The organism is Rhodanobacter sp. B04, from assembly GCF_002001125.1.
GTDB lineage: Bacteria > Pseudomonadota > Gammaproteobacteria > Xanthomonadales > Rhodanobacteraceae > Rhodanobacter.
The window spans coordinates 204,829-220,429 of record NZ_MUNV01000007.1 but is presented as its reverse complement, the minus strand read 5'-3'; the positions used below and the strand labels follow the sequence as shown (position 1 = coordinate 220,429).

Below are 15,601 nucleotides of genomic sequence, written 5' to 3'. Positions count from 1 at the left end.
GCTGTATCGAGTCCGCTTTACGCGCTGCCGACGTCATGTACCGCCAAGCGATCGGCATGACTCGACCACTGCGATCATCGCGCAGAAGTTGGCGGGTGCCCGGGCCGCCGCCTAAGCATGCGACCAAAGTTCTTGCGTCCGTATCGGACAAAAAGCTGTCCGCAAGGCGCTGGATCAGCGAGTTCCTGCGATATGCCGCGCCGTCGATGCCATGCCGTGGTCCGAGTGGCTAGAGGTTTGACTGTGCGGTGTGCCACTGTATGGCCAAGTTGCTGATGACCTTGGGGGAGGGCTCTGAACTTGTTCCGGTGTCGGGTCTTGCTAATGTTGCTCGTGGCCTCGCTGACGCTGGCCAGCGTCACGGCTTGTGCCGAGTCAGCGCCCTCGGCAGCGGCATTTGACCGGCTCGCCGATCGGCTGGATGGCAACGAGCTGGTTCCCGCCGACATGGTGGAAACGAACCAGCTACTGGCTCAGCTGCATGCCTTGCTGCCGGCTGGCGACGCGCGGCGTGAACGTGTCTATCGTGCACTGTATTGTGAGATGGCATTCGCCAACGACGCTCGCGCAGGGCTGGCTTACGCCTCGTCGGCGCTTGCCGATGCCCGGCGCGCCGGCGACATCCATGCGCAGATCGATTTCCACTATTGCCAGGGCCAATATCAGGCGCTGGCCACCACCGGCGATGATGCCCTGGTCAATTACAACGCCGGCCTGGCACTGGCCCGGCAGGTCAACGACGCGGAGCGAATCGGCGATGGGCTTACCTTGCGTGGCACCGTGGAGTCACTGCAAGGCGATCAGGCTCGGGGACTGGTGGATTTCCTGGAAGCCAACCGCAGCTATGCCCGTGCCGGAAAGCACGTTCTCGCGGAGGGCAACCTGCTCGATATCGCCAGTGCTTACCGGCGCCTGGGTGAGTACGACGAGGCGCGCGCCTACCTGGAGCAGTCCAGGGTCTGGGCAGAACAACGGCACGATACCGGCAGCCAGATCCAGGTTCACCTGGATCTGGGTTATCTGGATGACGACAGCGGCAATTCCGGTGCGGCGATTCCGGAATTGAAGAAAGCACTCGCGCTGGCCAGGCAGATATCGGATCAGCAAAGCGCTGCGACGGCCCTGCTTGGGCTGGCCGAGGTCTACAACGGCCAACGCGAATATCAGCCGGCGATCGATGCGCTGAAGCGCGCTGGGGTGGCATTTGCAGCGGTGTCGGATCAGTCGTCGACGGCCATGTTGCACCTGCAATACGGCATCGCGCATGCGGGCATGGGGCAGCACAAGCTGGCGCTGACCGACTACGCCGCGGCCGAAGCCGGCATGACTGCGGATAAGAACGTCCGTTATCTGGCGCAACTCTACGCTGCCCGTGCCAGGAGCGACTATGCGCTGGGCCTGCTGCAGGCCGCCGTCGAGGATCTTCAGCGAACGATCAATGCCAATGCCGAGCTCGATCTGATGGCACGCCGGCAGCAAACGTTCCTGATGAGCTATCAGTTCGATACCGCGCGGCGCGACCTGGAAAACCGCCGCCTGGCTGCCGATGCGGCGCTGGGCAAGGAGCAGATCGACTCGCTGGAACAAGTGCGTCGCTGGCAGCGCCTGGCACTGCTGCTGGGCGGTGTGCTGACACTGCTGCTGGCCTGGCTCGCGCTGCGGCAGATCCAGCATCTGCGCCACTACAAGCGCATGGCGATGACCGATGTCCTCACCGGGGTGGCCAACCGCCGTGGCATCGAGAAGGTGCTGGCGCAGGAAGTTCAGCGTGCCCATGAGGCCGGGCATGAACTGAGCCTGTTGCATCTCGATGTCGATGATTTCAAGCAGATCAACGACAGCCATGGTCATCAGCTGGGCGACTGGGCGTTGCTGCGTATCGTGGCTGCCTGCAAGGAGGCGCTGCGGCAGTTCGACCAACTGGGACGCTGGGGCGGCGACGAATTCTATGTCGTGCTGCCGAATACCGGCGCGGATGCCAGTGTGCTGGTGGCGGAGCGGTTGCGTGGCAATGTCGAGGCACTGGACCTGGATGACATCTGTCCACAATTGCGCGTATCCGTGAGCGTGGGCATCTCGCGTATCCGGCCCGGTGAAACGAGTGCCGACGCAATGATCCGGCGCGCGGATGTGGCGCTCTACCGTGCCAAACATGGTGGCAACAACCGCGTGGAGTCGGAGCCGTAGCGGGACGGTGGACCGTGCGCACGTTCCTGCGAGCGGGCACTTCGGATCGCAGCTGGACAGGCAGTCACTGCTTGGTAACATGAGGTCGGGGCCGGGGGGCTTCGTGTCGAGCTGGATCCAGGGATCGGGTGTGTCGTCATGGAGCACCACCAATGAGCCACCTCCAACAGCAAGCTTCAGCATGCCAGGTGCCGATCGATGCGGCGTGGCTGGAAGGCCTGATCGATGCAATGACGGTGCAGGCGGTGAGCGAGCAGCTATTGGCGTTGGCCGGCAGACATTCCGCTTGCCAATCGGCCAGATTGATCTGGACGGACGAGTTGCCCGATGCGGCAACGGCCGTCCATGCCGATCAGAGGGTGTTTGCAAGAAGCTTCTTGAACAGCGGCGAAAATATGCAGGCCCGACCAGACGGCCTGCGCTGGGCGTTCCGTCTCTCGCATGAGCTTCCCGTCGCCTTGCTGGTCGACTTTCGCACGCGTCCGCTGGTGGACGAACTGCAGTCGACCCTGCTGCCCGGACTGCAGGTGGCCGGCCGTCATCTGGCCCACGTACTCGAGCTGGAGAAACTGCGCGATGCGCAGCAGCAGCTGGAGCGCTCGGAGCACCTGCAGAAGGCGCTGTTCGCCATATCCGAACTGGCCGGATCGGATCAGAACATGCCTGACCTGCTGTGCGGCATCCACGGGATCATCCGCCAGCTGATGTATGCCGAGAATTTCTACATCGTGCGATATGACAGCGTCCGCCAGACGGTGCACTTCCTGTACTTCGTCGACACGGTCGATCTGCACGGACCGGACACTGCGTGCGAGATGCCGCTGGAAAGTCGCCGCGGCAGTCTGACCTGGCACTTGTTGACCACCGGCAAGTCGTTGATGGGAAGTCCGCAGGAACTGGATGCGCAGGTCAATGGCACCTCGGCATCGTTCGGCCCGGAAAGCGTCGACTGGCTGGGCGTGCCGATGGTGCGCAACGGCGAGGTGCAGGGCGCACTGGTTGTGCAGAGTTACCGGCCGGGCATGGAGTACTCCGAGAATGACCGCACGCTGCTGATGTTCGTGGCCAATCACATCCTTGCCGTGCTCGAACGCAAGCGCACCATGGACGACCAGGAGCGTCGGGTGCGTCAGCGTACCCAGCAGCTGGACATGCTCAATCGCGAACTCAGGCAGAAAGTGATCGAACGCCAGCATGCCGTGCAGCTGCAGGTGACGCTGTTCCAGCTCGCGCAACTGGCCACATCGGATCTTGCCGAAGAGGACTTCTACGCGCACGTCCATGCGGCGGTCGGACAGCTCCTTGAATCCGAGAATTTCTTCATTGCCCTGGTCAGCGACGACTCGCAGCGACTGGAGTTTCCCTACTACGTCGATGGTGGCGTGCGGCGCGAGACCTCGCGGCCGCTCGGTCGCGGGATCAGCGAGTATGTGCTGCGGCGTGGCAGCTCCTGGCTGGGCAGCGCCAGCGATATCGAGGCGTTGTCGCGAGCCGGCGAGATGACGCCGGTGACCGCCGGCCGGCCACCGGCATGCTGGCTCGGGGTGCCGCTGCGGGTCGACGAGGTCGTGATCGGGCTGGTGGCGGTGCAGAGCTACAAGAGCGACAGCAGTTACGGGGAGGCGGACAGGGATCTGCTGGAATTCGTGGCCATGCAGATCGCTAACAGCATCTATCGTCGGCGCGCCGCGACGGCGTTGCAGCATGCCAATGCCAGGCTGGAGCAGCGCGTTGCGGAGCGTACGCGGGAGCTGCACGCCGAAGTGGCGCGCCGCGAGAAGACCCAGCAACAACTTCGCCACCAGGTGTTGCATGACACGCTGACCGGGCTGCCGAACCGGACCGCGATGCGCGAACAGCTGGAACGTCGTCTGGCGGTGATGCAGAACGAAATCGGGCGCCACTGCGTGCTGATGTACCTGGATGTCGATCGCTTCAAGCTGGTCAATGACACGCTGGGCCACCTCGCCGGGGATGCGTTCCTGCAGGTGATCGCGCAACGTCTGCGTTATTGCATCAATGAGCCGGATATCTCGGCCCGGCTCTCCGGCGACGAATTCGCCATCCTGATCGAGGACGTCGCGAACACCGCCCGGGTGGAGGAGATCGCCCAGCGGGTGATGAGCGTGCTGTGCGAGCCCACGCGCATCGCCGGCAAGGAGCTGGAGCCTTCCGTCAGCATGGGCATTGCCGTGGGCGACAGCAGCTACACCGACGCGGATGCGCTGCTGCACGACGCCGACATCGCGCTCTATCGCGCCAAGGAACTCGGACGCAAGCGCTACGCGATATTCGACAAGTCACTGACACAAGTGACGGTGGACATCTTCACGCTGGGACGCGAGATCCGCCACGCGCTCCAGCATGGCGAATTCGAGCCTTATTTCCAGCCGATCCTGAGCCTGGCGGATGGCCAGGTGGTGGGCTATGAAGCGTTGTTGCGCTGGAACCATCCCAGCCGCGGGCTGCTGGCGCCGAACGATTTCCTGCGCGTCGCGCAGGACTTCGGTTACCTCGAGGAGATCGACTGGTTCCTGTTCGGCCGTGCCTTCGAGTGTTTCCTGGCGCTCAACACGCAAGGAAGGTTCCTGACCATCAATGTCTCACCCTTGCACCTGCGCCATCCCGATTTCGACCAGCGGTTGCTGTCGCTGCTCGATCGGTCGGGAATCGAACGGGAGCAACTGGTCATCGAGGTGACCGAAGGTGCGTTGCTGGACGATACCGAGCGCGTACGCACCATGCTCGAACGGCTGGACGTGGCCGGTGTGCGTGCAGCACTGGACGATTTCGGCACCGGCTATTCCTCGCTCAGCTACCTGCACACATTGCCGCTGCACAAGTTGAAGATCGACCAGTCCTTCGTGCATTCGCTGAATCGAAGCGCCTACAACGGCAGCAATGCGGTCGTCGGTGCCATTCTGGCCCTGGGGCGCGCGCTGGACCTGTTCGTGGTCGCCGAGGGTATCGAGACGGTGGCACAGCGTGACCAGCTGCTGGCCATGGGCTGCCAGTACGGGCAGGGTTACCTGCTTGGCGCGCCGGCCCCGCTGGCGCATTGGCTGACGGGTGTGAGTTTCATGGCGTGATGCCGGACTGGCTTGCTTTGAGAGGGGCAACTACTTGGATAAGTTCGTGCACATTCCCGAGTGTACCGGGGGCATGTTGCGCGCTTTCCTCAAGCACCAATGAAAGAAGCCACCCTGGGGTGGCTTCAGACATGGTGCTCAAGTGGTGGGCGATGCAAGGATCGAACTTGCGACACCTGCCGTGTGAAGGCAGTGCTCTACCGCTGAGCTAATCGCCCGCCGAGAACGCGGCATTCTAGGGGGAGTCGCGGGACGGGTCAATGGTTGATGCCTGTTTTCGTTCGCGGACGGTGTGCGTCGCCGGGACGCGGGCCGACTGGGCGGCGGCACGGGTGGCGGGTTGTAAACTCGCCGTTCTTCCAAATGCCAAAGCGCCCGACCATGGACTTTCTCAGCACTCAACTTGCCCACATCCTGCACGCGCTGCAGCATTTCCAGCTGACGCCGTGGAAGATCGTCGGCCTGCTCGGCTCGGTGATGTTCACCAGTCGCTGGTTCGTGCAGTTGTACTACACGCGCAAGCACAAGCGGGTGGTGATGCCGCTGTCGTTCTGGTGGCTGTCGGTGCTGGGTAGCGCGCTGTTGCTGTCTTACTTCACCATCGGCAAGAACGACTCGGTGGGCATCATCTCGAACTTCTTCCCGGCTTTCGTCTCGGTCTACAACTTGATCGTGCACCTGCGCCATCACAAGAACAGCATTACCGGCGACACGATCGAGTGACCTGGACCGGGCGGGCGTGTCTGGCCGCCCGGCATCACGCTAGAAGTTGCCGGGGTTGATTCATTCGGGTTCGTAGTCGAGGTTGGAGGCCAGCCAGCGTTCGGCTTCGGCCACGGTCCAGCCTTTGCGCTTGGCGTAGTCCTCGACCTGTTCCTTGCCGAGCCGGCCAACCACGAAGTACTGGCTGTCGGGGTGCGAGTAGTACCAGCCGGAGACGGCGGCGGCGGGGTACATCGAGAAGCCTTCGGTCAGTTCGATGCCGGTGTTGCGGGTGACGTCGAGCAGGGCGAACAGGGCGGTTTTTTCGGTGTGGTCGGGGCACGCCGGATAGCCGGGCGCCGGACGGATGCCGCGGTATTTCTCGGCGATCAGTGCGTCGTTGTCGAGTGATTCGTCCGGCACGAAGCCCCAGAACTCGCGGCGCACGCGCTCGTGCATATGCTCGGCGAAGGCCTCGGCGAGACGGTCGGCCAGCGCCTTGAGGATGATCGCGGAATAGTCGTCGTAATCGGCCTGGAAGCGCGCCAGATGCGACTCGATGCCGATGCCGGCGGTGACCGCAAAGGCACCGAGCCAGTCGGGCTTGTCGAACTCTTTCGGTGCGATGAAATCGGCCAGGCACAGGTTCGGCCGTTCGATCGGCTTGTCGGCCTGCTGGCGCAGGCTGTGCAAGGTGGCGAGTGTTTTCCTTCCGCCTGCGGGAGAAGGGAGTTGGTATACCTCGACATCGTCGCCCACGTTGGCTGCAGGCCACAGGCCGATCACGGCGCGGGCGCTCAGCCATTTCTCGGCGACGATCCTGTCCAGCATCGCCTGCGCGTCACGGAACAGCTCGCTGGCCTGCTTGCCCACCACCTCGTCGGTGAGGATGGCCGGGTAGTGGCCGGCCAGCTCCCACGCTTGGAAGAACGGCGTCCAGTCGATGTACGGACGCAGCGCGGCCAGGTCGTAATCGTCGAATACGGTGATCCCGGGTTGGTTCGGTTGTGGCGGCTCGTACGCGGCCCAGTCGCAGCTGAAGCGCTGCGCGCGTGCCTTGGCCAGCGGCACCAGTTGCTTGCCGGGGCCGCGATTGCGATGGCGCTCACGCACGTCGGCGTAGTCGGCGCGCACCTTGGCGAGAAAGTCGTCGACCAGATCCTTGCTGACCAGCGACTGCGCCACGCCGACCGCGCGCGAGGCATCCTTCACCCACACCGTGCCGGCCTTGTAGTGCGGTTCGATCTTCAGCGCGGTATGCGCGCGCGAGGTGGTGGCGCCGCCGATCAGCAGCGGGATGTGGAAATCCTGCCGCTGCATCTCGCGCGCGACCTGGCTCATCTCTTCCAGCGACGGCGTGATCAGGCCCGACAGGCCGATCATGTCGGCGTTTTCGGCGATCGCGGTCTCCAGGATCTTTTGCGCCGGCACCATCACGCCGAGGTCGATCACCTCGAAGTTGTTGCAGCGGAGCACCACGCCGACGATGTTCTTGCCGATGTCGTGCACGTCGCCCTTGACCGTGGCCATGATGATCTTGCCGTTGTTCTTGCCGACGTCGCCGGTGCGCAGCTTTTCCGCCTCGATGAAGGGCAGCAGGTAGGCCACCGCCTTTTTCATCACGCGGGCGGATTTCACCACCTGCGGCAGGAACATCTTGCCGGCGCCGAACAGGTCGCCGACCACGTTCATGCCGTCCATCAGCGGCCCCTCGATCACGTCGAGCGGACGTGTGGAAAGCTGGCGCGCTTCTTCGGTGTCCTCCACCACGTACTGGTCGATGCCGTGCACCAGTGCGTGGCTGAGCCGTTCGCGCACGTGCTTCTCGCGCCAGGCGAGGGTTTCGACGACGACTTCGCCCTTCTTCTTGCGGTAGTTGTCGGCGATCTCCAGCAGGCGTTCGGTGGCGTCGTCGCGGCGGTTCAGCACCACGTCCTCGACGCGTTCGCGCAGTTCGGCGTCGAGGTCGTCGTAGATCGCCAGCGCGCCGGCGTTGACGATGCCCATGTCCATGCCGGCCTTGATGGCGTGGTACAGGAACACCGAGTGGATCGCCTCGCGCACGGTGTCGTTGCCACGGAAAGAGAACGACACGTTGGAGACGCCGCCGGAGATGTGGCAGTCCGGAAAGCGCTTCTTCAGCTCGCGGGTGGCTTCGATGAAATCCACCGCGTAATTGTTGTGCTCCTCGATGCCGGTGGCGATCGCGAAGATGTTCGGGTCGAAGATGATGTCTTCGGGCAGGAAGTCGAGTTCCTTCGTCAGCAATTCGTAGGCGCGCGAGCAGATCTCCACCTTGCGTGCGCAGGTGTCGGCCTGGCCTTGTTCGTCGAACGCCATCACCACCGCGGCGGCGCCGTATTGCTGCACCTTGCGCGCGTGTTCGAGGAAGGCCGCTTCGCCTTCCTTCATCGAGATGGAGTTGACGATGCCCTTGCCCTGCAGGCAGCGCAGGCCGGCCTCGATCACCGTCCACTTGGACGAGTCGATCATGAACGGCACGCGGGCGATGTCCGGCTCGGACGAAATCAGGTTGACGAAGCGGGTCATCGCCGCCTCGGAATCGATCAGGCCCTCGTCCATGTTGATGTCGATGACCTGCGCGCCGTTCTCGACCTGCTGGCGGGCTACTTCCACGGCCTCGTCGTAGCGCTCTTCCTTGATCAGTTTCTTGAACTGCGCCGAGCCGGTGACATTGGTGCGCTCGCCGACGTTGATGAACAGCAGGTCGGGCGTAATGACCAGCGGTTCGAGGCCCGACAAACGGGTGTGTCGGCGGGTGTGACGCGCCATCTTATGCGGCCTCCGCTTCGGCGTCGGACGGCAGGGCGCGCGGCGGATGGTTGCGTACCGCCTCGGCGATCGCCTTGATGTGCGCTGGCGTGGTGCCGCAGCAGCCGCCGACCAGGTTCAGCAGGCCGTCGCGGGCGAAGCCACCGATGATGCCGGCCATGTGTTCGGGCGATTCGTCGTATTCGCCGAATGCGTTCGGCAGGCCGGCGTTCGGGTGGGTGCTGACATGGCTCTCGGCGATGTTCGCCAGCGTCTGCACATGCGGGCGCAGATCCTCCGCACCCAGCGCGCAATTGAAGCCCACCGACAGCGGCCGCGCGTGGCGTACCGAGTAATAGAACGCCTCGGCGGTCTGGCCCGACAAGGTGCGGCCGGAGCGGTCGGTGATGGTGCCGGAGATCATCACCGGCATCCGTGCGCCGCGCCGGTGGAACAGCTCGCTCAGCGCGAACAGCGCGGCCTTCGCGTTCAAGGTATCGAAGATCGTCTCGACCATGATCACGTCGGCGCCGCCGTCGATCAGGCCGTTGGCGGATTCGGTGTAGTTCTCGGCCAGCTCCTCGAAGGTGACGTTGCGGAAGCCGGGGTCGTTGACGTCCGGCGACAACGACGCGGTGCGGCTGGTCGGACCGAGCACGCCGATCACGAAGCGCGGCTGGTGCGGCGTTTTCGCGGTCATCGCGTCGCACGCCGCACTGGCCAGCCGGGCGCCTTCGAGGTTCAATTCGTAGGCCAGATGCTGCAATTTGTAGTCGGCCTGGCTGATCCGGGTCGAGTTGAAGGTGTTGGTCTCGATCAGGTCGGCGCCGGCTTCCAGATAGGCCTCGTGCACGCCGCGGATGATCTCCGGCTTGGTCAGGGTGAGCAGGTCGTTGTTGCCCTTGAGGTCGCAGCCGCCGGGATGTTCATGGGCGGGCGCATGACCATCGTGGCCATGCTCGAAACGGTCGCCGCGGAAGCCATGTTCATCCAGCTCATGTGCCTGCAACATGGTGCCCATGCCGCCGTCGAGAATCAGGATGCGCCGGCGCAGCGCCTGCTCCAGCAGGGCGACACGTTCGGGATGGAGCCAGGGCAGGGTACTCATCGTTCGTCCTTCGGTTAAGCGGTGAAACGGCGGTTCAAGACGGCTTGCGTGCCAGCAGGCTGATCACTTCGAAGTGCGGCGCCTTGCGTTCGCGGCTCAGCCGGGTGCAGCTGAGCACGTCGAGGCCTGCGGTGCGCGCGTAGCCATCGAGCTGTTCGCTGCTGAAGCCGAGATTGCGGTGGTCGAACGGTTCGACCGCGGCACGATGGTCGTGCTGGCCCAGCGTCACCGCGAGCAGGCGTCCGCCGGGGCGCAGCAATCGTGCGGCTTCGGCTACGGCCTGTGCCGGATGCTCGGCATAGGTCAGCGCGTGCAGCATCAACACCAGGTCGAAACGTTGCTCGCCCACCTCCAGCGCGTGCATGTCGCCCAGGCGAACCTGCACGTTGGCAAAGGATTTCAGGCGCTTTGCCGCGGCCTCGACCACCCGTTCGCTCGAATCCACGCATACGATCGAGTGCGCATGCGGTGCCAGCAGCTCGGCGGTGATGCCGTCGCCGGAGGCGATGTCGAGTACATCGCCAGTACCCAGCAACTGCAGCAGCGACCGCGCCAGCGTCTCCCAGGTGCGGCCGGGCGAGTAGTGGCGTTCCATGTCCCCGGCGACGGTGTCGGCCCAGCCTTCCTCGCGGGCGCGGTTCGCCAGCACGCCGGGCAGGCGCGCGCTGTCCTCGCGCAACAAGGCGTCGTCGATGCTGTCGCGCAGCGAGACGAGCAGGCTGTGCTGGGCTTCGTCGCCCTCGTTGTTGGCGCGGTAATACGCGGACACGCCGGCGCGGCGGTCGCGCACCAGCCCGGCTTCCTTCAGCTTGGCCAGATGGGTGGATACGCGCGGTTGCGCCAGGTGCAGCACGGCAGCCAGCTCGGCCACGGTGAGTTCTTCATGTTCGAGCAGCGCCAGCAGGCGCACGCGGGTGGGGTCGGCCAGCAGGCGCAACACGCTGGAGGCGGTCGCCAGATCCATTGGTCATCCTTGTATCGCGATAAAGAGATAACAAGTCTGGCCTTGGTTTGCCGGAGCGTCAAGGGCGGCCAGGCAGGTGCAAGTGACGGCGCCATGGCGAGGACATTGAAAACGGGTGGCGCGGCTGGCCTCACCAGGCATTGGCGATGCGTCCCCGCCATTGGTCACCAACCCCGGCTCCCGGTTAAAATGGAAGGCTTACTTCAATCCGACCGCTGGAGCCCCCTATGGATTTCCGTTTTACTGAAGACCAGTTGTCGATCCAGTCGATCGCCCGCGATTTTGCGCAGAAGCGCATCGTGCCGGTGGCGGCCGAACTGGACGCCAAGGGCGAGTTTCCGCTGGACAACATCCGCGAGATGGGCCAGCTCGGGCTGATGGGCATCGAGGTGCCGCATGAGTACGGTGGCGCGGGCATGGACCCGATCGCCTACGTGCTGGCGATGATCGAGATCGCCGCGGCCGACGCAGCCACCTCGACCATCATGTCGGTGAACAATTCGCTGTTCTGCAACGGCATCCTCAAGCATGGCAACGAGGAGCAGAAGCAGAAGTACGTGCGTGCGATCGCCCAGGGCGAAGCGATCGGCGCGTACGCACTGACCGAGCCGCAATCGGGCTCCGACGCCTCGGCGATGCATACCCGCGCCAGCAAGAACGCCAACGGCGACTGGGTGATCAACGGCAAGAAGAGCTGGATCACCTCCGGCCCGGTGGCGCGCTACATCGTGCTGTTCGCGATCTCCACCCCGGGCATCGGTGCCAAGGGCGTGTCGGCTTTCATCATCGATACCCAGCTGCCGGGCTTCCACGCCGGCAAGAGCGAGCCGAAGCTCGGCATCCGCGCCTCGGCCACCTGCGAGATCGAGTTCACCGACTACGTCTGTCCGAAGGAAAACCTGCTGGGCGACGAAGGCAAGGGCTTCTCGATCGCGATGGGCGTGCTCGATGCCGGCCGCATCGGCATTGCTTCCCAGGCCGTGGGCATCGCCCGCGCCGCCTACGAGGCCACGCTGCAGTGGTCGCGCGACCGCAAGGCGTTCGGTGCACCGATCGGCACCTTCCAGATGACCCAGTCCAAGATCGCCGACATGAAGTGCAAGCTGGATGCGGCGACCCTGCTGACCTTGCGTGCGGCGTGGACCAAGGGCGAGACCGAAAAGCACGGCGGCCGCTTCGGCACCGAGGCGGCAGTGGCCAAGCTCACGGCATCCGAGGCGGCGATGTGGATCAGCCACCAGGCGGTGCAGATCCACGGCGGCATGGGCTATTCGAAGGAGATGCCGCTGGAGCGTTACTTCCGCGATGCCAAGATCACCGAGATCTACGAAGGCACCAGCGAGATCCAACGGATGGTGATCGCGCGGGCCGAGACGGGTCTGCGTTGAGCGAGGAGTGAGTGGAGAGGAGTGAGAGAAATCTCGTGCTCCCGGTATCCACGGCGGCTCCGAAGTAAGAAAGCAGCGAAGAGAAACTCGCGATCCGTTGTCTCGCGACGAACAAAAAGGCCCCGGCTTGCGCCGGGGCCTTTTACTTTGGTCTGGCGGTGGGCTGGAGGAGTGCAGCCCTTTCTCTCACTTCTCGTTTTTACGCTCCGCGACGCGGATCCGAATCGAACGATTGCATGCCGCTCGTGGTTTGCGGAGCCGCAGGCGTATCGCCGTCCAGCTTGTCGCCGAGCAGGCGTCGCACCACCACGTAGAACACCGGGATCAGCAGTACGCCGAGGAAGGTGGCGAACAGCATGCCGCCGATCACGCCGGTGCCGATCGCATGACGCGCATTGGCGCCGGCACCGCTGGAGATGAACAGCGGGAACACGCCGAGGATGAATGCCAGCGAGGTCATCAGGATCGGCCGCAGTCGCAGCCGGGCCGCAGTGACCACGGCATCGCGCAGGGTCTTGCCGTGCTGCTGCTGTTCCACCGCGAACTCGACGATCAGGATCGCGTTCTTCGCGGCCAGGCCGATCACCGTGATCAGGCCGATCTTGAAGTAGATGTCGTCGGGCAGTCCGCGCAGCAGGGTGAACACCACCGTGCCGAGCAGGCCCAGCGGCACCACCAGCAGCACCGAGACCGGGATCGACCAGCTTTCGTACAACGCGGCCAGGGCCAGGAACACGATCACGATCGACAGCACCATCAGCAGCGTGGCCGCATTGCCGGAGAGGATTTCCTGGTAGGACTGGCCGGTCCAGTCGTAGCCGTAGCCCTTGGGCAGGTCGTCGGTGACGATCTTCTGCATCTCGTTCATCGCCTCGCCCGAGGCATGCCCCGGTGCCGGCGAGCCGACGATCTCCACCGCCGAGTAGCCGTTGTAGCGGGTCAGCGACGGCGAGCCGACCTGCCAGGTCGGGTGGACCACGTTGGACAGCGGAATCATCGCCGGCGTGCCGTCGCTGTTCGTCTGCGAGCTGCTGGGCGTGAAGATGTGCTGCAGCGCCTCCGGGCCCATGCGGTAGGGTGCATCGGCCTGCATGATGACGCGCTTGACGCGGCCGCCGTAGGTGAAGTCGTTGACGTACACCGGCGCCAGCATCAGGCTGATCGCGTTGTAGACATCGCCCACCTGCAGGCCCATCGATTGCGCCTGCACGCGATCCACGCTCAGGTTCAACTGCGGCGAATCTTCCAGCGAATTGGGGCGTACGCCGGTCAGCAGCGCATCCTGGGCGGCCTTGCCGAGCAGGGTGTTGCGCGCCTGGGTGAGCGCGTCGCGACCGGCGCCGGCACGGTCCTGCAGGTACATGTCGAAGCCGCCGAACTGGCCCAGGCCCTGCACCGTGGGGATGTTGACCACGAAGATGCGTGCGTCGTGGATCTGGTACAGCGACTGGTTCGCACGCTGGATGAACTGTGCCGCCGTCACGTCGCGCTTGGCCCAGTCCTTCAGCTTGATGAAGGCCATGCCGGCGTTCTCGCCCGAGCCGATGAAGCTGAAGCCGGTGACTTGCAGCACGCCTTCGACCGCGTTGTCCTTGTCGAGGATGGCACGCATCTGCGCCATCACCTCGCTGGTGCGCTGCTTGGTGGCGCCCGGCGGCAGCTGGATCACCGACAGCGCATAGCCCTGGTCCTCTTCCGGCAGGAAGCTGCCGGGCAGGCGCGTGAACAGGAAGCCGCCCAGTATCGCGATCAGCACGAACACCAGCATCCAGCGCGGCGCATGGCGCACCGCACCGCCGATATGGCCGGTGTAGGTCTTGGTGGTCCAGGTGAACAGTTCGTTGAACTTGCGGAAGACGATGTTCTTCTTCTTGTCGTGCTCCGGCTGCAGGAAGCTGGCACACAGTGCAGGCGTGAACGACAGCGCAAGGAACGCGGAGAACCCCATCGAGACGGCGATGGTCAGCGCGAACTGCTTGTAGATCACGCCGGAGGCGCCGGGCTGCAGCGCCGAGGGTACGAACACGGCCGCCAGCACCACGGTGATCGCCACCACCGCGCCGGTGATCTGGCCCATCGCCTTGCGCGTGGCTTCCTTCGGCGACAGGTGTTCCTCGGTCATGATGCGTTCGACGTTCTCGATCACCACGATCGCGTCGTCCACCACGATGCCGATCGCCAGCACCATGCCGAACAGGGTCAGCTGGTTGATGGTGAAGCCGAGCGCCAGCATGCCGAGGAAGGTGCCGAGCAGGGCGACCGGAATCACCAGGGTCGGGATGATCGTGGCACGGATGTTCTGCAGGAACAGCAGCATCACCAGGAACACCAGGATGATCGCCTCGACCAGGGTGTGCACCACCTCGTTGATCGAGATCTTGACGAAGCTGGTGCTGTCGTACGGGCTGAACCAGCTCACGCCCTGCGGAAAGCTGGGGGCCAGTTCGTCCATCTTCGCGCGTACCGCAGTGGCCACGTCCAGCGCGTTGGCGCCGGGCAGCAGCTGGATCGCGAATGCGCCGATCGGCTTGCCGTCCCAGGTGGTGTCGAAGCCGTAGCCGTTCGGGCCGAAGCTGATGCGTGCCACGTCACCCAGGGTGACCGTGGTGCCATCCGGATTTGCGCGCAGGATGATCCCGGCGAACTGCTCCGGCGTGGTGAAGCGGCCTTCGGTCGAGACCGTGGCGGTGAAACCCTGGCTTGGGATGGCCGGATCGGCGCCGAGCGAGCCGGCGGCGAACTGCACGTTCTGCGCCTGGATCGCGGCGAGTACCTGGGTGGCCGACAGGTTGTAGCCCTGCAGCTTGTCCGGGTTCAGCCAGATCCGCATGGCGTACTCGGCACCGAACTGCTGGGTGCTGCCGACGCCGGGCACGCGCGAGATCTGGTCGAGCACCTGCGAGCCGACGATGTCGTTGAGGCGGTCGCGGTCGATGCTCGGGTTGTCCGATTTCAGCGCCACCACCATCAGGAAGCCGGCGTTGGCCTTGGCCACCACCACGCCCTGCTGGGTCACCTGGCTGGGCAGGCGCGGCGTGGCCAGGGCCACCTTGTTCTGCACCTGCACCTGAGCGATGTCCGGGTTGGTGCCGGTCTCGAAGGTCAGCGTGATGCTGGAGCTGCCGCTGGCGCTGGACGACGAGCTGAAGTACAGCAGGTGGTCGATGCCGGTGAGCTGCTGTTCGATCACCTGGGTGACGGTTTTTTCGGTGGTGTCGGCGCTGGCGCCCGGATAGGTGGCGTTGACCACCACCTGCGGCGGCGCGATCGATGGGTACGATTCCACGCCCATGTTGAGGATCGCCAGGACACCGCCCAGCGAAATCAGGATCGCCACCACCCAGGCGAAGATCGGGCGGTCGATGAAGAAACTCGGCATGATCGGCGCTCC

8 protein-coding genes and 1 tRNA gene are annotated in these 15,601 nt (G+C 64.4%); 4 read left to right on the top strand and 5 right to left on the bottom strand.

Features of this window, described 5'->3' with window-relative positions; genetic code table 11:
* Positions 1-324 precede the first annotated feature (324 nt).
* Together B0E46_RS05680 and B0E46_RS05675 are read left to right on the top strand one after the other, a co-directional pair.
* The gene (locus B0E46_RS05680; RefSeq protein ID WP_077554803.1) at positions 325-2,187 is read left to right on the top strand and encodes a tetratricopeptide repeat-containing diguanylate cyclase; all 1,863 of its coding nucleotides are present in this window, start codon (positions 325-327) and stop codon (positions 2,185-2,187) included.
* A 152-nt stretch (positions 2,188-2,339) separates the two neighbouring features.
* Positions 2,340-5,276, top strand: coding sequence for a GGDEF domain-containing protein (locus B0E46_RS05675; protein WP_077554802.1), 2,937 nt, complete (start codon positions 2,340-2,342; stop codon positions 5,274-5,276).
* Between the two features lie 143 nt (positions 5,277-5,419).
* Here the strand turns inward: B0E46_RS05675 and B0E46_RS05670 are convergent.
* Positions 5,420-5,494 (bottom strand) — tRNA-Val (locus tag B0E46_RS05670).
* Positions 5,495-5,657: 163 nt separating this feature from the next.
* Between B0E46_RS05670 and B0E46_RS05665 the strand changes: the two genes are divergently transcribed.
* Positions 5,658-5,999 carry a lipid-A-disaccharide synthase N-terminal domain-containing protein gene (locus B0E46_RS05665; protein ID WP_077554801.1) on the top strand — a complete coding sequence of 114 codons (342 nt, stop codon included), beginning with the start codon at positions 5,658-5,660 and terminating at the stop codon, positions 5,997-5,999.
* Positions 6,000-6,059: 60 nt separating this feature from the next.
* Here the strand turns inward: B0E46_RS05665 and metH are convergent, their stop codons facing one another.
* From metH to B0E46_RS05650, 3 genes are read right to left on the bottom strand one after another with little or no spacing between them, the layout of a single operon-like run.
* Complete coding sequence (gene metH, locus B0E46_RS05660) at positions 6,060-8,771, bottom strand: methionine synthase (protein ID WP_077554800.1); 2,712 nt, start codon at positions 8,769-8,771, stop codon at positions 6,060-6,062.
* A gap of 1 nt (position 8,772) precedes the next feature.
* Positions 8,773-9,858: a homocysteine S-methyltransferase family protein gene (locus B0E46_RS05655; RefSeq protein WP_077554799.1), complete on the bottom strand. Its 1,086-nt coding sequence runs from the start codon at positions 9,856-9,858 to the stop codon at positions 8,773-8,775.
* Positions 9,859-9,892: 34 nt separating this feature from the next.
* Positions 9,893-10,822, bottom strand: a complete 930-nt coding sequence (locus tag B0E46_RS05650) for a metalloregulator ArsR/SmtB family transcription factor (RefSeq protein WP_077554798.1) — start codon at positions 10,820-10,822, stop codon at positions 9,893-9,895.
* 227 nt (positions 10,823-11,049) lie between these two features.
* Between B0E46_RS05650 and B0E46_RS05645 the strand changes: the two genes are divergently transcribed.
* Entirely contained in the window at positions 11,050-12,210 is a 1,161-nt protein-coding gene (locus B0E46_RS05645; protein ID WP_077554797.1) for an acyl-CoA dehydrogenase family protein, read from the top strand.
* Between the two features lie 199 nt (positions 12,211-12,409).
* Here the strand turns inward: B0E46_RS05645 and B0E46_RS05640 are convergent, their stop codons facing one another.
* Positions 12,410-15,589: a multidrug efflux RND transporter permease subunit gene (locus B0E46_RS05640; RefSeq protein WP_077554796.1), complete on the bottom strand. Its 3,180-nt coding sequence runs from the start codon at positions 15,587-15,589 to the stop codon at positions 12,410-12,412.
* Positions 15,590-15,601 lie beyond the last annotated feature (12 nt).